Here is a 20,487-nt window from a genome sequence, read left to right on the forward strand (position 1 = left end):
GAAGAAAGGTCGCTTTTGGGACCGCTGTCAGCCCGCCCTTTTCCTTCATGCCGGGGCCGGCGTGTAGATGGCGGGCGTGATGCGGCAGCTCGCGAAATCCTGGGCGCGCTCGTGGGCGGCGCGGCTCATGGCGCGCAGGCGGGCGCGGTCCTGGTCCAGCGTCACGATGGCGTCGGCCAGCCCGCCGATCACCTCCTCCGCCGCGCGCCCGCGGCAGGGAACGGCGAAGCCGCAGGAGGAGTCGATCATGATCCCCGATCCGCCCAGATCCAGGCAGATCACCGGCTGCGCGTTGGCCAGCGCCTCCATGATGACGTTGGCGGCGGAATCGTGCAGGCTGGGGAACAGCAGGGCGTCGGAACTGCGCAGCGTCTCCAGATAGTCGGGCTGGGACAGCCATTCGATGAAATCGACATGCTCCGCGATGCCCAGCCGGTCGGCAAGGTTCCTCCACTCCTCTGACTGCGGGCCGCTGCCGATCATCTGGAGCCGCGCCCGCGCCCCCTTCTCCAGCGCCTTGGCGAGCGCCGTCAGCGCGTAGTAGCCGCCTTTCCAGTAGAGGAACCGGCCCGAGAAGAGCAGCTTCAGCGGCGCACCGGTGCTTGTACGGTTCTCCGCTTTCATGGGCGCGAAGCGGTCGGGCAGGATGGAGCAGCCGAAATGCTGGCGCGCCTTGTGCCGGTCCCCGGCGGGCAGGACGTGGCGGCTCTCGAAGGTCTTCACATAGATCAGGTTGTAGCGGCGGTAGGTCAGGCGCAGGAAGGGGTCGATGCGCGTCATGCCGATGGCGGCGTTGCGGACCAGCTCCGTCGCGATGGCCTTCCAGCCCAGCGGGCGGATCAGCGGCCAGGGGGCCCGCTCCCCGCCGCCGACCGGGCCGATCACCGACAGCGGCGCCAGCCCGCCGCAGAAGGCGGGGAAGCGGATGCCGCCGATGGTCACGTTGTGGATGACGTCGAAGGGCTGCCGGCGCACCAGCTCCTTCACCACCGCCCGGCAGCGCCACTGCCACGCGATGTAGGACAGTTGGAACAGCGTCTTGCTGTCGTGGTGGGCCATGGTGTCGGGGCGGTCGATGAACACGAAGTCGTCCGGCTCGAAGGCCGTTTCGCCGCGGTCGATCTTGCGCAGGATCTTCGGGCGCAGGCGGCCCTGGGTGACGACCTTCACGCGGCAGCCCGACCGCTTCAACCCCTCGCCCCAGTTCCAGCCGTTGGCGGATTCCGACCCGCTGTCCGGCTCGAAGGCGAAGGCCACCAGCAGAATGGATGTGCCGGCGTCGGCGGGCCGGTCGGTGAACGGTGCGCTCATCGGCAATCCTCCCTTCATCAAGATGGCTGTGGGGACCGGTTTTCGCATTCGGAGCGGTAGATCAGGCCGGCGGCGATGCCGGTCCCGAACAGGACCCAGAACCAGATGCCCAGCATCGGCCCCTCCAGCGTCACGTCGAAGGAGGCGTTGATGACGATGGACAGCCAGTAGCAGAACAGGAAGACGAACAGCCGCGCCCAGGCGCGGTCGCCGTTGCGGCGGGCCAGCAGGAAGGCGCGGATCATGAAGACCGACCAGCTTCCCAGCAGCGCCGCCCACAGGGCGAAGCCGGGAACCCCGGCGCGGGCGAGGATCGTCATGTGCGCGTTGTGCGGGCTGCGCAGCACCTGCCCGTCCTCGGCATCGACCACCTGGAACCCGTCGTCGTCGGCCAGATTGATGCCGAAGCCCTTGCCGTCCCAGAAATGGTCGCCGTGCACGGTGTAGCCGATGATCTTGTCCCACCACATGATGCGCCATTGCTTGGTGCCGTCCAGGGTGGCCGTCTCGACGGTGCCCGTGATGCTCATCAGGTTGGTGACGATCTGATCGACCGACAGCTTCCGCGAGGACACCTCGATCTCCAGGTTCAGCAGCAGCGCCACGATGACGGTGACGGCGGCGATGCCCAGCAGCGGGGCGAGCTGCCGGCTGCGCGGCACCAGGGCCAGCGCGACGGCCAGCGGCACGACGATGGCGAGCATCCCGCCGCGGCTGTGCGCGGCGACCAGCGCCATGCCGAACACCAGCATCGCCAGATGCAGCAGGTTCAGGCGGCGGAATCCCAGCAGGACGAACAGGGCGACGCCCGCGAAATGCACGCCGACCTCGCCGGGGCGCAGGCTGATGAAGGGGACGCCGTAGCGCGGCCAGGTTGGTATCTGCGCGTTCAGAAGCTGGAACAGCGGGTAGACCACCGGCATGACCGTGACGAACAGCACCGCGAAGCTTCCATAGGCCAGCACGAGGCGGCGCAGCCGCTCCGGCTCGTCGTACAGGATGGCGATGATGACGAAGGCGAGCAGCCCGTACATCACGATCACGCTGTCGCGCAGCGCGTCGAAGCTGTAGGCGCCGAAGAAGGGCAGCGTGCGCGCCAGCACCCAGACGATCATGATCGCCAGCAGAGTCCCCGGCAGGCTGGACAGGGTGGCGAAGACCCCGCCGGTGCGCAGCATGACCAGCAGGCCGGAGAGCAGAAGCACCTCCCCGATGAACAGCGGCGGCGCCCCGATGTAGGCGAAGCCGCGCCCGGCCAGGGCGTAGCCCAGCAGGACGACCATCAGGAAGGACAGGTAGAGGTCCGCCGCACGGGTCCGGCTGCGCCTCGGCGTGGCGAGAACCGCGCTCATGACGGGCGTCCGTAGCCGGCGGTGCGCAGGCGGGCGGCGATCCGTCCCCAGTCGCCGATCCCCACCACCATGCGGTGCGCGTTGCCCGCCATCTCCCGCCAGTCGCCGGGGCCGGCCCGTCCGGCCCGCGCCAGCGCGTCGGCCACCGCCTCCGCCGTCAGGGCGGACACGCCGAAGCCGGCGCCGCATTCCTCCACATAGGGGACGAGCCCGGTCTCCCGCGTCACGATCAGCGGCAGACCGGACAAGGCGGCCTCCAGGCAGCCGGTCGGCATGACGTCGTAGCGGGAGGTCAGGGCGAAGTAATGCCAGCCGGCCATCATCGCCGCCTTTTCCGCGCCGAAGACCGGGCCGTGCACGCGGATGGCGGAGCCCAGGCCGTGGGCCAGGGCGCGCCGTTCGAGATCGGCGCGGACCGGGCCGGAGCCGGCCATTTCCAGCACCCCGCGCCCGCCGGCCCGGCGGTAGGCGGCGAAGCCGTCGATCAGAAGATCCACCCCCTTGTGGTCGATCTCGTAGCGCGCGCAATAGCCGAAGGTCGGCCCGTCGTCGTCCGGCGCGGCGCGCGGAACGGGTGCGGGAAGGCCGTCGCGGCGGGCCGACCAGGCGGTGTTGGGCAGCAGGCGGACGGTGGCGGATGGGGCGGCCGCGCGGACGATGGCGGCCTCCTCCTCGGTGATGGCGTGGACGAAGCGGGCGCGGGCCAGGGCCGGACCGTCGACGAAGCGCATCCAGGCGGCGGGCAGGCGGCGGCGCACCCGGCCCGCGATGTTGTAGACGTGGGAGCACTGGCCGTGCAGCGTCACGCCATAGGGAACGCCGCGCCGGTAGAGCCCGCGGGCGAGTGCGGCGAACAGCGGCTTCACGGCACCGTGGATGTGCACCACCGTGTCCGGCCCGGCGCCGTCCAGCAGGCGGTCCAGCGCCGAGTCCGCGATGGTCAGCGACCGCCCCGACAGCCGCGGCCCGCCGAGCGGGAAGCGCTGGGCCGGGCAGTCCGCCGGGATGCCGGTCAGGGCACCGGGATCGTCGGAGAACAGGCACAGCCGCGCGTCGTCGCCCATGGCGCGCTGCTCCGCGATCAGGCTGCGCACCACATTGTGCAGCCCGTTCGCGGAGGAGGGATGGGCGATGGCCGGCTGGATCACGACGTGGCGGATGTCGAGCGGGCGCAGCCGGGACTCCTCCGCGGCGAATGCGGCGCTGCCGTCAGCGGGCGACATGGGCGGTCCTCGTCTTGGAGAGGTAGTAGTGGGCGGCGCCGACGCGCAGCAGGCTGGAGAACAGCAGCGCCATGCACACCCCGGCGACGCCGTACATCGCCGCCAGCGGGCCGACCACCGCGAACACGGCCAGCGTCCCGGTGACGTTCACCACCAGCGCGAACTGGCTGCGCTGCACGCCGTAGAAGTAGGAGCAGACCATCTCCGCCAGATAGCCGCTGAGCGCCCCGATGGAGAGCAGGCGCAGCGGCCAGTCCTGGTCGGCGTAGGGCGACATGGCGCCGTAGACGATGTTCAGCATCTGGTGCGGGATCAGCAGGCCCAGGCTGTAATAGACCAGCAGGGGGGCGGCCCCGATGACGACGTAGCCGCGGATCGCCAGCCACGCCTGCTCGTCCGGATGAAGCGCGCCGGCACCCTCCGGCACGGTGCTGCGCCCCCGCGCGGCGATCTGGGGGACGAGGTTGCCCATGCCGATGATGATCGGGTTGGCGATGTTCACCAGATTGACCACCGCCTGGAACGCCGCGGTGGAGGCCATGCCGTCGATGGCCGCCATCAGCCAGACGAGGCTCTGCACCCGCAGCATCAGGAACAGGTTGTTGGCGAGCGCCCAATGCCCGACCGACCAGAAGCGGCGGCAGACCGCGGGCAGTTCGGACAGGCCGGCGAAGCTGGGCCGCAGGATCGCAAAATGAACGACCGCCCCGGCCAGCGCCGGCCCCGTCATGGCGACGAAGACCCGCTCCAGCGTCAGGTGGCCGCCGAGCGCCATCAGGTTCAGAACCACGATCTGGCCCAGATAGGTGACGCTGTCGCCCCACAGCGCCTTGTCGTGCTTCAGCCCGGACATCAGCCCGCGCCGCCCGATCTCCTGCACCTGCCAGACGATGAAGTAGAGCACCGAGGGGCCGACCAGCTCCGGCATGCCCAGCCCGTACCCGACCAGCGCCAGGATGCCGGACAGCGGCAGGATCGATCCGGCGGTCATGAGGACGGCGCGGCCCGCCAGAACCCGGCGTTCGCCGCGGTCCAGCACCGCGCCCTCCACCGACAGCGGGTATTGGATCAGGCTGACGTTGACGACCTGGAGCGCCAGCAGGATCGACAGGAAGAAGACGAAGGTTCCGTATTCCTCCGACGGGAAGGTCCGGGCGAGCTGGATGTTGATGGCGAACATGCCAAGGCTGACCACGCCCTGGTCGGCGAGGGTCCAGAAGCTGCGGACGAGGGAGGCTGGTAGGGAGGCCGGGATCATGCTCATGCGTTGCCGACCCGCGTCGTCCCGGTGGGCAACGGGTTGGGCTGGGCCTCCTCGTCGGCGGGCCGGGAGGCCGGGGCGGTGCGCGGCACGTCGCGGTAGGCCCAGCGCAGATAGTCCGCGGTCAGCGCCATGCCGTCCTCGAAGGCGAAGCGCGGCTCGTAGCCGAGCAGGTGGCGCGCCTTGCCCAGGTCGATGACGGCCTTGGCCTGATAGAGCGCCAGCTTCTGCGCGTCGGGCAGCCAGAGCTGGTTGCGGCTGGCCTTCTTCTTCAGGAAGTAATGAACCATCACGAGGTGGCGCAGCCGCGGCGGCAGGCTGTCGAACCCGCCCTGGAGCAGACGGCGTGCCGGGCGCCAGCGCACGATGATCTGGATGATCTTCTTGGGGTCCTGAAGCACCATGGCGATGTCGCGCCGCAGGCTCTTCATCTCCTTGCGGATGGCTTCGGCGGGCTGGAAGCGCAGGCTGTCCACGCCCAGCGCCTCCTGGAAGCGCCCGAAGACGGCGGCCCAGGGCGGGGCGTCGGGGCCGGAGATGACGAAGCGCTCCCCGGCCGCCTGCGGGCTGCGGGTCGCCGCGATCATGGCGTCCACCAGATCGTCGATGTAGACGGCGTTGCACAGCCCGCCTTCCTGCGGCAGCACCACCGTTCCGCTCAGCAGCATTTCGGCGGGGGCGTTCGTCCAGGGCTTGCAGAAGGGGCCGTAGACGATGGAGGGCTGGAGCACCACCCCCGGCAGGCCGCGCTCCCGCGCCGCGCCGAGCACCATCGCCTCCAGGTCCAGCTTGTTCTGGACGTAGCTCCAGGCGCGGTCGCCGTCGCGCGTCTCCTCCGACAGCGGGCCGTCGGGCAGCGGTTCGTAGACGGAGAAGGTGCTGAGATGGACGAAGCTCTTCACCCCGTGGGCGAGGCTGGCGTCGATCAGCGCGCTCATCCCGTCCATGTTCTGGCGGCGCGACCGCACATCGTAGGCGCAGTGGAAGACCCAATCGGCGCCCGCCACCGCCTTGCCGATGGCCTCGCGGTCCAGCAGGTCGGCGCGGACGATCTCCACCGGGAAGCGGGCCAGACGCACCGCCTGCGCGATGTCGCGCACGATGCAGCGGACCTTGGCTCCGTGCTCCAGGCACAGCCGCTCGACCAGCCGCCCGCCGATGAAGCCGGCGGCCCCCGTCACCACCACGGTGGGGCCGTCCGTTGCGGGTTGGGGCGCCGTGGGCCGGGGGGCGGTCGCGGGACCGTCCACCCAGGGCAGGGCCAGCGGTTCGCGGCTGGCGTAGCAGCGCTCGATCAGCGCGGTGGAGGGCAGGGCGTCGCGCCCGGCGACGGCGGCCTCCCGCCCTTCGCGGATGGCGTCGGCAAAGTCCTTCAGCTCCGCCTGGAACAGGTCCCCGAAGATTTGCGGCGGGATGTGGTTGGCCGAGAAGCCGTCATGGACGAAATCCAGGATCTGCGGCACGTCCGACGCGATCTGGTTCTCGTAGAGATGGGCCTCCACGCTGCCCTTGGTGCCGTAGACGCGGATGGTGTTGCGCAGGGCGCGGGTGCGGCTCAGCTCCAGCGTGCCGGTGGCGCCGGACGCCATGGTCAGGGACAGGTGGCAATCGGATTCCAGCCCGCCGTGGCTGTCGTCGCGATACTCGACCTCCGCCGCCTCGCCGAACCACCACAGCAGCAGGTCCAGCGTGTGCGACCCGGTGTCCAGCAGCACGCCGCCGCCCGCCCCGTCGCGGCGCAGCATCGCGGGCGAACTGATGCCCCAATTGTAGACGAAGCCCTCCCGCGCCTCGAAGCGCAGGATGCGGCCGAGCTGGCCGGAGTCGATCAGCGCCTTCAGCCAGCGCACGCCGTTCACGTAGCGGCGCATCAGCCCGACCGCGAGCACCGCCCGGCGCTCCTGCGCCGTCTGCACCATGCGTTCGGCGTCGGCCAGGGTGACGGCCAGCGGCTTCTCCATGAAGACGTGCTTCCCGGCCTCCAGCAGGCTCTGGCCGACCGGCGCGTGGGCCATCGGTGGGGCGGCGACCAGCGCGGCGTCGAAGCGGTCCGCGGCCTCCCGCCAATCCGCCACGGCGACCGGCGCGCGGTTGCGGCCCAGCATGGCCTGCACCGCCTCCAGCCGGTCCGGCGAGGGATCGACGAGCACGCTCGGACGCCAGCCCAGGCGGAGCAGCGCCGGCAACAGGTGATGGCTGACGATGCTGCCGCAGCCGATGATGGCAAGCCGCGGAAACTCGGCGTTGATCATGGAATCCTCGCTTTTGGCTGACATCCCCTCTCCCCCCTGGGGAGAGGGTCAGGGTGAGGGGGCGCGTGGCTGGGCATCCGGCAAAAGCGCATCCCCCTCACCGGCCCTCCGGGCGGGCCGATAAGAGGCTAGGAATGGCGCGCAGGCGCGTGCAGGGCGTAGTAGTAGGCGTCGTCCTTGTGGCCGTACTTGACGTGCTTGGAGGCGACGACCCGCGACAGCACGACGCCGCCGACCGCGGTGTCGACCGACTTCAGCTTGTTGAAGCCGGCCATCACGGTGTCCAGCGGGGTGTGCTGCCAGCGGACGACGTAGATCACGCTGTCGGCCAGGAAGGACAGGGCCAGCGCGTCGGAGAACAGCATCACGGGGGCGGAGTCGATCACCACCACGTCGAAGTTGTGGCGCGCCCAGACGATCAGGTCGCTCATCGCCTGGGAACTGATGCGGTCGTGGGCGTCGGCGGTCCCGGTGGTGTTGCCCAGCACGCTGAAGTTCGCGGTTTCCTGGTGGATCAGCTCGTCGATGCCGACGCGCCCGTCCAGCAGGTCGGCGACGCTGCCCTGCGGCTGGTAGCCCAGCAGCTTGGCGATGGAGGGGCGCCGGAAATCCGCGTCGATCAGCAGCGTGTTCAGCCCCAGCCCGGCCAGCGACCGCGCCAGATTGGCCGCCAGCACCGATTTGCCCTCCTTGGGGATTGAGGAGGTGACCAGCAGCACCTTGGGCGGCGTCCCCCGCTTGCGCGGCATGCAGGCCATGGTCCGCACGGTCTGGATCGCCTCGCGGAAGGCCCCCACCTCCCGCGCGCGGCGGCTGTCGGGATTCGGCGTCAGGCTCAGGACCGGCTCGTTGCGGGGAAGCGACGGCACCATGCCGAGGCAGGGCACGCCGGTCGCCCGCTCCACCTGTGCCGGCGTGCGCAGGCCGGAGCTGAGGCGCTCCAGCAGCAGCACCAGCGCCACCGCCAGCGCCGTGGACCCGACCATCCCGACGCCCAGCGACATGCGGAGCTGCGGGAAGGCCGGGCGGATCGGCGGCAGGGCCGGGGCGCTGAGATGCGCGTCGAGCGCCCCGGTGTTCTTCAGCGCCAGCGTCTGCTCGTAACGCTCGGCGAGGCTGCGGAACAGCGTGCGGTGCGCGTCGGCGGCGCGCTCCAGGTCGCGGAGCTGGATGCCGGTGGCCTCGATGCCCTTCTGCTGCTCCTGAAGCTCGGCGATGCTCTTCAGCAGGCTGGCTTCGCGGATGCGCGCGACCTCCAGGTCGGCGTCCAGCCCCTTCTGGATCTTGCCCATCTCGTCGCGGATGCGGGTCTTCAGCTCGCCGATGCCGCGGCGGAGATTCACGATGTCCTGGTGCTTGTCGCCGTAGACCTGCTGGAGTTCGGCCAGCCGGCGCTCCAGCATCGCCTCCGCTTCGCGCAGCTTCTGGATCAGCGGGGAGGCGAGCACCTCGGGGATCGCCGCGGCGTCGTTGGTGGCGGACTGGCCGCGGGCCTGCCGCACGCGCGCCTCCGCCGCCGCCTTCTGCGCCTGCGCGGCGGTCAGCTGGGTGCTGAGTTCGTTCATCTGCTGCTGGACCATGTTGCGCCCGTCCGGCGGCAGCTCCAGCAGGCCGTTCTCCTTGCGGAAGCTGCGGATGGCCTCCTCCGCGCCGCGCACCGCCTCGCGCGCCTCGATCAGCCGCCCGCCGAGCCACTGGTTGACCCGCTCGGTCAGGTCGCGGTTCATCTCCGTCCGGTAGTCCAGATAGGCTTGCCCGAAGGCGTTGGCGATGGCCGCGGCCTTGACGGGATCGACCGACGACGCCTCGATGATGATGGTGTAGGAGCGGTCGTCGTTGCGCGCCTCGATCCGGCGCAGCAGCGTGTCGATGGTCAGCAGGCGGGCCTGATCCGCGTCGCGGGCGGCGTCGTGGGTGGGAGGGGGCTCTTCCGCGCGGAACAGGGCGGTCGCCTGCTGCACGATCCGGCGCAGGACGTCGTTGCCTTCCGGCGGCAGGGCGCCGATGCCGGCCTTGGTCACCCGCTTCAGCCAATGCTCGTCGGCGCCGTCGGGCGCCTTGATCGTCGGGTTGAATTCGGGGTCGTTCAGCAGGTTCAGCTTCTCCACCACCCGCTCCGCCAGCGCGCGGGAGCCGACGATGGAGACCTCGCTGCGGACGGCGGGCGCCTCGGGCGTCAGGTTGGACACCACCGATTTGAACTCCGCCAGCTCGACGCGCCGGGAATCGAGCTGCACCATCGCCGTGGCCCGGTACATCGGCTTCAGCGACTGCATGACATAGGTGATGGTCGCCGTCCCCAGCAGGATGATGGCAAGCAACAGGACCTTGCGCCGCCACAGCACGGACAGCGTGGCGAAGACGGTCGCCTCCTGCCGGCTGCGGACGTCGGAGGAGTCTCCGGCGCCGGCCCCAGCGCCGGATTGCAGAAGGCTGTCCGGAAGGACGCTGGCGCGCGCTTCGTGGCCTGGAAGCGGTCCGCCTTTGCCGTTCGAAGAATTCACGTCGTCGCCCCTTTCGTCTTGCTGGCTGGCGGCCCGGCCAAGGATGGGTGTGAACGATGCGCTGCGGCCTTTTGGCTTTCTTCTCAGATAACCGGAAATTCCGGCGTCTTTTAAAGAACAGGGCCGATCTGAAGCTGGATTTGACTCTGGTGTTCCGCCGGTGAACCCGTTGCCGGACAGAATCCGAGTACCGTGAATGGCGTCACGCAACAATTGAAAAAAAGAAGGGCACTCCGTCGCTGTGCTTACGACCGCCAACGTCAAAAATAATCATGTCCGCTACTCCGTCCGCGTGTTTGACCGTCAACACCGTGCCGGTCACAGTTTGCCGGGTGCAGCGGAGCCGTTTCACGCTCCGAAAAACCGCACAATTCCGAATACAGCCGTGCATTCCTGTGCAAAAGATCGAGCAAAGATTCGCTCTGCATGGCGTAATGCTGCGCTTCGTCGGCGGATTTTAAAGTAATTGTGTGAGCGGCCCGGCGCCGAAACCTCCGCGCGCCGCCGCTGTCCGGTCGAATTCCCCGGTCAACCCCCAAGGAGAGGCTCAATGACGTCCACGACTACGCGCGTTCTTGTGACAGGTGGCGCCGGCTTCATCGGATCGCACCTGTGCGAGCGTCTTCTGGCCGCTGGGAAGGAGGTCCTGTGCGTCGACAACTATTTCACGGGCGCTCGGACGAACATCGCGCATCTTCTGGACAACCCGAATTTCGAAGCGGTGCGCCACGACATCACCTTCCCCCTCTATGTCGAGGTGGACGAGATCTACAATCTGGCCTGCCCGGCCTCCCCGGTGCATTACCAGTTCGACCCGGTGCAGACGACCAAGACGTCGGTGCACGGCGCCATCAACATGCTGGGCCTCGCCAAGCGGGTGAAGGCGACGATCCTCCAGGCTTCGACCAGCGAGGTCTACGGCGACCCCTTCGTGCATCCCCAGCGCGAGGACTATTGGGGCAACGTCAATCCCATCGGTCCGCGCGCCTGCTACGACGAGGGCAAGCGCTGCGCCGAGACGCTGTTCTTCGACTACAACCGGCAGCACAAGGTCCCGATCAAGGTCGCGCGCATCTTCAACACCTACGGTCCGCGCATGAATCCGAACGACGGGCGCGTGGTGTCGAACTTCATCGTCCAGGCGCTGAAGGGCGATCCGATCACCATCTACGGCGACGGGTCGCAGACGCGCTCCTTCTGCTACGTCGATGATCTGGTCGAGGGGCTGCACCGGCTGATGGAGACGGACGGGACGGTTACCGGCCCGATCAACCTCGGCAATCCCGGCGAGTTCACCATCCTGGAACTGGCGGAGACCGTCATCCGGATGACCGGCTCCCGTTCGAAGATCGAGCAGCGGCCGCTGCCCCAGGACGACCCGCGCCAGCGCAAGCCGGACATCACGAAGGCCAACGCCTTCCTGAAATGGATGCCGCATGTGCCGCTGGAAGAGGGGCTGGAACGCACCATCGCGTATTTCGCCAAGACCTATTTCTGAGCGCGGCGGCGGAACCGGCAGCGCCGCCGCATCGCTGGGGTGCGGCGGCATGACATGGGCCAACAGGGAACGGCGGCAGGGAACGGCGGATGTTCGAACTCCCTTCACGAAACAGCTCGGCGAAGCCGGAATACGGGCCGCGCATGGGAATGGCCTTCCGGAGCCCCCGTCCGGCGTCCGCGTCGCCGGTCGCGGCGGCGGCGTCCGCCCCCGTCCTGCTGGGCGGGCTGGTGGCCGCGGATCTGCTGCTGATCGTCGGGGCGGGGCTGGCGGCGGAGGGCATCGCCGCCCGCCTGCTGCACGCGGGTCCCGCCGACCCGGCCCTTTTCACAGGCGTGTTCAACAGCGTGGGCGTTTTCAACAGCGCGGTCGGGCCGCTGGCGGTTCTGTCGCTGATGTGCCTCCACACCGCGGGCTGCTACCGGAATCTGCTGTCCAAGGCGGCGCGGCGGACCATCGGCTCGCACGCCGGGCCGCTGTTCGGGGCCTGGACGGCGGCCTTCCTGGTGCTCGTCCTCATGCTCGGCGTGACGGGGGAACTGCGGCGGCTGGACACGGCGGCGGCGGGCACGCTGTGGCTGTGGTACGGCCTCGGCCTGTTCGGGCTGACCGCGCTGCGCAGCCTGTTCCTGCGCGTGGCGCGCGACTGGAATCTGTCTGGCGTCCTGCGGCAGCGGACCTTGCTGGTCGGCACCAACGATCTCGCCTTCGAGTGGCTGGACCGGCTCCAGCGCACGGAGGGGGCGGGCTATCAGGTGATCGGCGCGGTGTCCACCGCGGCGGACCGCCCGCCGACCGCGCCGTCCCCCCCGCTGGCGACCGCCCGGCTGGCCGGCGTTCCGGTGCTGGGGAGCGTGAGCGGCCTGGTGGAGCAGGTGCGCGAGAACCGCATCGACCTCGTGGTGGTGGCCCTGCCGTGGAGCGCCGAGGCGGAGATCAACGACATTCTGGAACGGCTGCGCGTCCTGGCGGTGGATGTCCGCCTGCTGCCGCACCGGCTGATCGCCCGCACCGCGGGTCTGTCGGTCGATGCGACGGCGGGCGTTCCGCTGCTGGGCGTCATCCATCGCCCGCTGGCCGGCTGGCGCGGCGTGCTGAAGCGGTCGGAGGATCTGCTGATCGGCGGAGCGGCGCTGGCGGTGCTGGCGCCGGTTCTGCTGCTGGCCGCGGCGGCGATCCGGCTGGAAAGCCCGGGGCCGGTGCTGTTCCGCCAGAAACGCTTCGGCTTCAACAACGAAGAGTTCGAGATCTGGAAGTTCCGCACGATGCACACCGACCGCGGCGACCGCTCGGGCGCGCAGCGGACCGTGCGCAACGATCCGCGGGTGACGCGGGTCGGACGCTTCCTGCGGCGCACGAGCATCGACGAGCTGCCGCAGCTCTTCAACGTCCTGCGCGGCGAGATGTCCATCGTCGGTCCGCGGCCTCACCCCGTCGCCATGAAGGCCGGGGACATGCTGTACCACGAGGCGGTGGAGAACTACGCCTGCCGCCACCGCGTCCGTCCCGGGATCACCGGCTGGGCGCAGGTGAACGGGCTGCGCGGCGAGATCGACAACCTCCACACCGCCGCCCGCCGCGTCGAGCACGACCTCTACTACGTCGACAACTGGTCCCTGGGGCTGGACGCCGAAATCATGGTGCGCACCGCCCTCCTCCTTTTCTGGGACCGCAACGCCTACTGACCAAAAGGCCAACGAACAACCGAAATGGAGTTTGACGCCATGTCCGTCGCCCTTGTCAGCGGTTCCTGCGGATTGATCGGGTCGGAGAGTTGCCTGCATTTCGGTGCGCTGGGAATGGACGTCGTCGGCATCGACAACGACATGCGGCGGACCTTCTTCGGGGACGAAGCCTCGACCGCGTGGCAGCGCCGGACCCTGGAGCAGACGCTGCGCCAGCGCTACCGCCACCACGCCACCGACATCCGCGACGCCGCGGCCATCGACGCGCTGTTCGAACGGCACGGCTCGACCATCTCGCTCATCATCCACACGGCGGCGCAGCCGTCGCACGACTGGGCGGCGCGCGACCCGCAGATGGATTTCTCGGTGAACGCCAACGGCACGCTGAACCTGCTGGAAGCGGCGCGGCGGCATTGCCCGGACGCGGTGTTCATCTTCACCTCGACCAATAAGGTCTACGGCGACACGCCGAACCGCCTGCCCCTGATCGAGACCGGGACCCGCTACGAGATCGACCCGGCGCACCGCTACGCCGGCGGCATCGCCGAGGACATGCCGATCGACGCCACCCTGCACAGCCTGTTCGGCGCCTCCAAGGTGGCCGCCGACGTGCTGGTCCAGGAATATGGCCGCTATTTCGGCATGAAGACGGTGTGTTTCCGCGGCGGCTGCCTGACCGGGCCGAACCACTCGCCGACGCAGTTGCACGGTTTCCTGGCCTATCTGATGCGCTGCGCCGTCACCGGCACGCGCTACGACGTGATCGGCTACAAGGGCAAGCAGGTCCGCGACAACATCCACAGCAACGACCTGATCGCCGCCTTCCACGCCTTCCACGAGGCCCCGCGCAGCGCCGAGGTCTACAACATCGGCGGCGGGCGGGCGAGCAACTGCTCGATCCTGGAAGCGGTGGCGCTGTGCGAGGAGATCACCGGGCGCCCGATGGACCTCGCCTTCAAGGAGGCCAACCGCATCGGCGACCACATCTGGTGGGTCAGCTCGCTCGACCGGTTCCGCTCCCATTACCCGTCATGGGACATCCGGCACGACGTGCGCAACATCCTCACCGACATTCATGACAGCAACCTGCGCCGCTGGCGCGTGGAGGCCGTGGCATGATCGACCATGGAAAGAAGGAAGTGCTGGGCGTCTACGTCAACGCCGTCGATTACGAGGCCGGCGTGCGCGCCATCATCGACGCGGCGGAGCGGCAAAAACCCTTCGCGGTCAGCGCCTTGGCGGTGCATGGGGTGATGACCGGGGCGCTCGACCCCGAGCACCGCTACCGCCTCAACGCCATCGACCTCGTGACGCCGGACGGCCAGCCGGTGCGCTGGGCGCTGAACCGGCTGCACGGCGCGCGCCTGCCGGACCGGGTCTACGGCCCGAACCTGATGCTGCGGACCTGCGAGGCGGCGGCGGCGAAGGGGCTGCCCATCTACCTCTACGGCGCCACGGCGGGGCTGCTCGACACGCTGACGACCGCGTTGAAGGAGCGCTTCCCCGGCCTGATCATCGCCGGCGCCCGCCCCTCCGCCTTCCGGACCCTGAGTGCGGAGGAGCGGGAGGCGGTGGACCGCGGGATCGCGGAGTCCGGCGCCCGCATCGTCTTCGTCGGGCTGGGCTGCCCGCGCCAGGAGACCTGGGTCTACGAGCACAAGGCGGCGCTGTCCATGCCGCTGATCGCGGTGGGCGCGGCCTTCGACTTCATCGCCGGGAAGCAGCCGCAGGCGCCGATGTGGATGCAGAATTCCGGGCTGGAATGGCTGTTCCGGCTGTCCACCGAACCGCGGCGGCTGTGGCGGCGCTACGTCATGCTGAATCCGGCCTTCCTGTTCCTGCTGGCCTGTCAGGCGGTGCAGATGCCGCTGGTCCGCAGCGGCGAGGCGCGCCGTCCGAAAGGAGAGCTTCGATTTGGCTAGACGGTGGCCGTTGCTTCGCGGTTGCCAAATAAAAATGGCGTCATTATAAATGAAAAACCGTCCGATGCTGTGGGTATGTTTGCCGGTTTGAAAATAATCAGGACCGGCGTCGAAGATTTTCCCTGAAAGACCGCAGTGCAGTGCCCTGGTCCGCGACCCTTGCGGTCCGCGCATTCATGACAGTCGAGGATTCCTGCGATGAGTCTGAAGATCCTGTCGGCGATCGTCGTGCCGCCGCATCTGGCGGTCAGCGGCGCCAGCAAGGCGGCGGAAAAGCTGAGCGTCGCCCTGCAGGCGCACGACCGCATCGACATTGCGAACATGGGCATGGCGAGCCGGGTCCCGATGGACCTCAGCAAGCCGGGCGAACGGATCGCGGTGCGGACGTCCAGCCCCTTCATCGGGCTCGATTCCGTCCTGCCGAACCGCGCGAAGACCCTGTTCTACCAGTCGAACATCCCGGCGCTGATCCGCGGCGGCTCCTACGATCTGGTGCACATCCACAACCCGATTCCGGCGCTGGAGATGATGCGGGTGGCCCGTGCCTGCGTGGCGAAGGGCGTGCCCTATGTGGTGTCCACCCACGGCTTCGTGGAGATCAGCGACCCGGCGGCCTTCCGGCGCATGGACGCGGCGCGGCGGCTGGCCTGGGATCTGCTGATCGACCGGCCGGTCCGCTATGTCGTGCGCAACGCCGCGGCGATCTGCGCGATCTCCCCGGTGGACCTGCCCATCGTCCGCGGCTTCGGCTTCACGGGGGAGGACATCGCGGTCATCCCCTACGGCGTGGACCGCCCGCAGGATTGGGGGGCGCCGACCCCGGCGGACCGGGACATCCACCGCAGGTTCGGCATCCCGGAGCGGGGGGAGGGCGGCGGTCCCTTCACGGCCTTCTTCCTGGCCAACCACACGGCCAACAAGGGGCTTGGCGTGCTGCTCGACGCCTTCGTGGCGCTGTCCATCCCCTTCACGCTGATCGTCGGCGGGGAGAAGCGGGACTTCGTGGATTACGAGGGATACCGGCAACGCTGCGGGCCGGGCCAGACCATCCACTTCACCGGCAATCTGGCCGAGGCGGAGGTGGCCGCCATGTTCCGCCGATCCGACCTGTTCGTCTTCCCGACCCTGGCCGACACCTTCCCCAACGTGATCCTGGAGGCCATGGCCTTCGGCGTCCCGGTGGTGGCGAGCCGGGTCGGCGGCATCCCGCATCAGGTCGACGACGGCTGCGCGGTGATCGTGGAGCCGGGCGACCCGCAGGCCCTGCGCGCCGCCGTCGAGGAACTGGCCGCGGACCCCGGGCGGCGGATGCGGATGGGCCGCCATGGCCGCCTGCGCGCCGAACAGCGCTTCGACTGGGCCGCCGCCGCCGCCGACACCCACCGGCTGTACGACGCGGTGATCCGCCGCCCCGTGGGCGCCGCGGTGCTGAAGGCCGCCTGAGAAACGATCGCCCTGAGAAACGACCAACCGGAAAGCCCCCCGAAAAAGCTGCAATGGAGAAGAGACCTATGGAAGGCAAGACGCTCGTGACCGGCGGGGCCGGCTTCGTCGGCTGCAATCTGGTCAGGAACCTGCTGGATGACGGGCGCGACGTCGTCGTCCTGGACGCCCTGCTGCGGCCGGGCAGCGAGCGGAACGCGGCGTGGCTGCAAAGCATGAACGCCGGGTCCCGCCTGACCTTCATGAAGGCCGATGTCCGCGACTACGCCGCCGTCAAATCCTGCATGGCCGGGGTGGAGGAGGTCTATCACCTCGCCGGGCAGGTGGCGGTCACCTCGTCGCTGGACGATCCGCGCACCGACTTCGACATCAACGCGCTCGGCACCTTCAACGTGCTGGAGGCGGCGCGCCGCATGAAGAACCCGCCGAAGGTGGTCTTCACCTCGACCAACAAGGTCTATGGCGGGCTGGAGCATGTGGCGGTGGAGCAGACCGGCAGCCGCTACCGCTTCGTGGACCGTCCGCTCGGCGTTTCGGAGGCGGAACCGCTGGATTTCCATTCGCCCTACGGCTGCTCCAAGGGAGCGGCGGACCAGTATGTGCGCGACTACGCCCGCATCTACGACCTGCCGACCGTCGTCTTCCGCATGAGCTGCATCTACGGCCCGCGCCAGTTCGGCAACGAGGACCAGGGCTGGGTCGCGCATTTCATCATCTCGGCGCTGACCGGGCGGCCCATCCACATCTACGGCGACGGCATGCAGGTGCGCGACGTCCTGTTCGTGGAGGATCTCGTGCGGGCCTTCCGCCTCGCCACCGAGAAGATCGAGGTCAGCCGCGGGCAGGTCTTCAACATCGGCGGCGGGCCGGAGAACACCATCTCGGTCTGGCGCGAGTTCGGGGAGATCCTGTCCACCCTGCGCGGCGGGCCGGTGGAGGCCGACTTCTCCGATTGGCGGCCCGGCGACCAGCCCTGCTACGTCAGCGACATCCGCAAGGCGGAACGGATCCTCGGCTGGCGCCCGCAGGTGGACCGCGACACCGGCATCCGCCGGCTGTGGGACTGGGCGGAAAGCTACCTCGCGCAGAACAGCCTGCCCACGGACCAGGGCAAACTGGAGCCGGGCCGCATCGCCCTCAGCGCGTAATCCCAATCCCGTGCGGTGGAGGACAGAATGAACGTGCTTGTAACGGGCGGGGCCGGATTCATCGGCTCCCACATCACGCACCGCCTCGTGTCGCTCGGCCACCGGGTGACGGTGATCGACAACGAGTCCACGGGGCTGCGCTCCAACGTGCCGGCGGAGGCGCGCTACATCCGCGGCGACGTGACCAATCCCGCCGATCTCGACAAGGCGTTCGAGGAGGTGCCCGACGCGGTGATCCACATCGCCGGGCAGGTGTCGATCATCCGCGCCTTCAGCAACCCGGTCGGCGACCTGCGCACCAACGTGGAAGGGACGGTGAACGTCCTCCAGCAGTGCGTGGAACGCGGGGTGAAGCGCCTGCTCTACGCCAGCTCGATGAGCGCCTACGGCAACGCCGGGGCCGTGCCGACGCCGGAGGAGACGCCCTGCTCCCCGGTGTCCTACTACGGCGTGACGAAGTACGCGGGCGAGCGCTACGTGCATCTGACCGCGGAGCGGCCCGACCTGCCGGGCGGATTGGCCGTCACCTCCTTCCGCATGTACAACGTCTATGGGCCGCGGCAGGCGGTGGACAACCCCTATCAGGGGGTGCTGGGCATCTTCCTGGGCAACATCATCCGCGGCGAGCCGATCCGCATCTACGGCGACGGCAAGCAGACCCGCGATTTCGTCTTCATCGACGATGTGGTGGACGCCTGGGTCGGCGCGCTCGACAACCCGGCCAGCCACGGGAGGATCTTCAACCTCGGCAGCGGGCGCCAGACCAGCATCAGCGAACTGGCGGACCTCGCGCTGGGGGCGATGGGGCGGACGCGGGCCGACCATCCCGTGCTCTACCACCCCGAACGTCCGGGCGAGCAGCGCAGCGTGCAGGCCGACGTGACCCAAGCCGGGATGGTGCTCGGCTGGACGCCGCGCACGCCGCTGGAGCAGGGGCTCGTGGAAACCGTGCGCTGGGCCCTGCGCGAGAACGGGCAGGAGAGTGGCGTGGCGGAACGCGCCGTGGCCTGACGGCCCTTCTTCAAGCCGGCCATGAATGGCCTCGGCAACGCCAATAAGAAACAGGAGCGGAACAATGCGGATCGCGGTTGTGGGGACCGGTTATGTCGGCCTCGTGTCCGGCGCCTGCTTTGCCGAATTCGGCATCGAGGTCTGCTGCGTGGACAAGGACGAAACGAAAATCCGGCGCCTGAGGGGCGGCGAGATCCCCATCTACGAACCCGGCCTGGATGTCCTCGTCGCACGCAACATGGCGGCGGACCGTCTGTCCTTCACCTCCGACCTCGCCGTTGCGATGGAGGGGGCCGACGTGGTGCTGATCGCGGTCGGCACGCCCTCCCGTCCCGGCGACGGCGGGGCGGACCTGACCTACGTCTACGCGGCGGCGGCGGAGATCGCGCGGACCATGTCCCGCTACACCGTCATCGTCACCAAATCGACCGTGCCGGTCGGCACCGGGCGCCAGATCGCCGCGCTGGTGAGGGACGTCAACCCGCGGGCCGAGTTCGACGTGGCGTCGAACCCGGAGTTCCTGCGCGAAGGCTCGGCCATCGGCGATTTCATGCAGCCCGACCGCGTGGTGATCGGCGCGGACTCCGACCGCGCGCGGGCGGTCATGGAGACGCTCTACCAGCCGCTGATCCGCGCCGGGACGCCCTTCGTGCGCACCGGCATCGAGACGGCGGAGCTGACCAAATACTCGGCGAACGCCTTCCTGGCCTTCAAGATCACCTTCATCAACGAGGTGGCCGACCTGTGCGAGCGGGTGGGGGCCGACGTGCAGGACGTGGCGGCGGGCATGGGGCTGGACGGGCGCATCGGGCGTCCGTTCCTGAACGCCGGGCCGGGCTTCGGCGGTTCCTGCTTCCCCAAGGACACGGAGGCGCTGGTGCGCACCGGGCGGCAGCACGACTCGCCGGTCCGGCTGATCGAGACGGTGGTGGACGTGAACCGGGCGCGCAAGCGGCAGATGGCCGGGCGGATTCTCCAGTCCTGCGGCCCCGACGCGGCGGGCAAGAGGATCGCGGTGCTGGGCATCACCTTCAAGCCCGACACCAACGACATGCGCGAGGCGGCGAGCCTGGAGATCATCCCGCTGCTTCAGGAGGCCGGGGTGACGGTCCATGCCTACGACCCCGCCGGCATGGAGGAGGGCCGCCACCTGCTGCCCGGCGTGGTCTGGCACGAGGACGCCTACGCCCCGCTGGCGGAGGCGGATTGCGTGACCATTCTGACGGAATGGAACGAGTTCCGCGCGCTGGATCTGGGGCGTGTCCGTGCCCTGATGCGGCGCCCGGTGATGGTCGATCTGCGCAACGTCTACGACCCGGCGGCCATGGCGGCGGCGGGTTTCCACTACTGCTCCGTCGGGCGGCGGGATGTCTGGCCCGAGAGCCTGCGCCCCGACACGGCGAAGCGGCGCAAGGCGGCGGAGGCCATGCTGCTCAGCAACGGCTTCGCGGGCGACGCCTGTGTCCTTCCCTTCCCCGGACGCCTTGCGGAAGCCGCTTCCGATCTGGCTGATTGACGCGGGCCCGACGCCCGCGGACGCCGGCAACGCACCGGTTGCCCTGAACGGGCCGTCCCCGCCCCGGCGGTGGCGGCCCGGCGCGGGGACCCGGCTGGGATCTCCCGATTCCGAAAGACGCAGCCATGATTGGCTTGGACGCGCTGGCCGGCAACCGACGAGAATTCATGCCCCGTGTGCCCCCCGGCGCGCGGGGCGGCGCCGTTCCTCCGCGTCCGGACGGGCGGCCCGGCGGGCGGAGGCCGATCGCCGTCCTGCTGATCGACGACCGGTCCCTGTTCGGCGAAAGCCTCGCCGCCGCCATCAACGCCTTCGCGCCGGACGTGGCGGTCAGCCACCGGCGCAGCGCCGCGGCGCTCGC

14 protein-coding genes and 1 pseudogene are annotated in these 20,487 nt (G+C 69.3%); 9 read left to right on the top strand and 6 right to left on the bottom strand.

Annotated features, from left to right (window positions below; translation table 11 throughout):
- Window positions 1–45: 45 nt before the first annotated feature.
- From QSG27_RS03285 to QSG27_RS03310, 6 genes are all read right to left on the bottom strand, one after another.
- Window positions 46–1,311: a glycosyltransferase family 4 protein gene (locus tag QSG27_RS03285; protein WP_306703721.1), complete on the bottom strand. Its 1,266-nt coding sequence runs from the start codon at window positions 1,309–1,311 to the stop codon at window positions 46–48.
- Between the two features lie 17 nt (window positions 1,312–1,328).
- Entirely contained in the window at window positions 1,329–2,663 is a 1,335-nt protein-coding gene (locus QSG27_RS03290) for an O-antigen ligase family protein (protein ID WP_306703722.1), read from the bottom strand.
- Window positions 2,660–3,886 carry a glycosyltransferase family 4 protein gene (locus QSG27_RS03295; protein WP_306703723.1) on the bottom strand — a complete coding sequence of 409 codons (1,227 nt, stop codon included), beginning with the start codon at window positions 3,884–3,886 and terminating at the stop codon, window positions 2,660–2,662. The genes QSG27_RS03290 and QSG27_RS03295 overlap by 4 nt, the downstream gene beginning before the upstream one ends.
- Complete coding sequence (locus tag QSG27_RS03300) at window positions 3,873–5,150, bottom strand: lipopolysaccharide biosynthesis protein (protein WP_306703724.1); 1,278 nt, start codon at window positions 5,148–5,150, stop codon at window positions 3,873–3,875. The genes QSG27_RS03295 and QSG27_RS03300 overlap by 14 nt, the downstream gene beginning before the upstream one ends.
- Window positions 5,147–7,423, bottom strand: coding sequence for an NAD-dependent epimerase/dehydratase family protein (locus QSG27_RS03305; RefSeq protein ID WP_306703725.1), 2,277 nt, complete (start codon window positions 7,421–7,423; stop codon window positions 5,147–5,149). Before QSG27_RS03305 ends, QSG27_RS03300 begins: the two co-directional genes overlap by 4 nt.
- A gap of 104 nt (window positions 7,424–7,527) precedes the next feature.
- Window positions 7,528–9,903, bottom strand: a complete 2,376-nt coding sequence (locus QSG27_RS03310; protein ID WP_306703726.1) for a GumC family protein — start codon at window positions 9,901–9,903, stop codon at window positions 7,528–7,530.
- A gap of 550 nt (window positions 9,904–10,453) precedes the next feature.
- On the opposite strand from QSG27_RS03310, the gene QSG27_RS03315 reads away from it, so the two are divergent.
- The 9 genes and pseudogenes from QSG27_RS03315 to QSG27_RS03355 form a co-directional block, all read left to right on the top strand.
- Window positions 10,454–11,401 carry a UDP-glucuronic acid decarboxylase family protein gene (locus QSG27_RS03315; protein ID WP_306703727.1) on the top strand — a complete coding sequence of 316 codons (948 nt, stop codon included), beginning with the start codon at window positions 10,454–10,456 and terminating at the stop codon, window positions 11,399–11,401.
- A gap of 89 nt (window positions 11,402–11,490) precedes the next feature.
- Window positions 11,491–13,086, top strand: a complete 1,596-nt coding sequence (locus QSG27_RS03320) for an undecaprenyl-phosphate glucose phosphotransferase (protein WP_306703728.1) — start codon at window positions 11,491–11,493, stop codon at window positions 13,084–13,086.
- Between the two features lie 39 nt (window positions 13,087–13,125).
- Window positions 13,126–14,205: an NAD-dependent epimerase/dehydratase family protein gene (locus tag QSG27_RS03325; protein WP_306703729.1), complete on the top strand. Its 1,080-nt coding sequence runs from the start codon at window positions 13,126–13,128 to the stop codon at window positions 14,203–14,205.
- Window positions 14,202–15,008: a WecB/TagA/CpsF family glycosyltransferase gene (locus tag QSG27_RS03330; RefSeq protein WP_306703730.1), complete on the top strand. Its 807-nt coding sequence runs from the start codon at window positions 14,202–14,204 to the stop codon at window positions 15,006–15,008. The genes QSG27_RS03325 and QSG27_RS03330 overlap by 4 nt, the downstream gene beginning before the upstream one ends.
- 198 nt (window positions 15,009–15,206) lie before the next feature.
- Window positions 15,207–16,451, top strand: coding sequence for a glycosyltransferase family 4 protein (locus tag QSG27_RS03335; protein WP_306703731.1), 1,245 nt, complete (start codon window positions 15,207–15,209; stop codon window positions 16,449–16,451).
- A gap of 68 nt (window positions 16,452–16,519) precedes the next feature.
- Window positions 16,520–17,599: a GDP-mannose 4,6-dehydratase gene (locus QSG27_RS03340; RefSeq protein WP_306703732.1), complete on the top strand. Its 1,080-nt coding sequence runs from the start codon at window positions 16,520–16,522 to the stop codon at window positions 17,597–17,599.
- A gap of 27 nt (window positions 17,600–17,626) precedes the next feature.
- Complete coding sequence (locus QSG27_RS03345; protein WP_306703733.1) at window positions 17,627–18,610, top strand: SDR family NAD(P)-dependent oxidoreductase; 984 nt, start codon at window positions 17,627–17,629, stop codon at window positions 18,608–18,610.
- Between the two features lie 64 nt (window positions 18,611–18,674).
- Complete coding sequence (locus QSG27_RS03350) at window positions 18,675–20,126, top strand: UDP-glucose dehydrogenase family protein (RefSeq protein WP_306703734.1); 1,452 nt, start codon at window positions 18,675–18,677, stop codon at window positions 20,124–20,126.
- Between the two features lie 125 nt (window positions 20,127–20,251).
- A pseudogene (locus tag QSG27_RS03355) lies at window positions 20,252–20,487 on the top strand (DNA-binding response regulator); the annotation flags it as partial.

Origin of the sequence: Azospirillum isscasi (assembly GCF_030849505.1) — a bacterium.
Lineage (GTDB): Bacteria > Pseudomonadota > Alphaproteobacteria > Azospirillales > Azospirillaceae > Azospirillum > Azospirillum isscasi.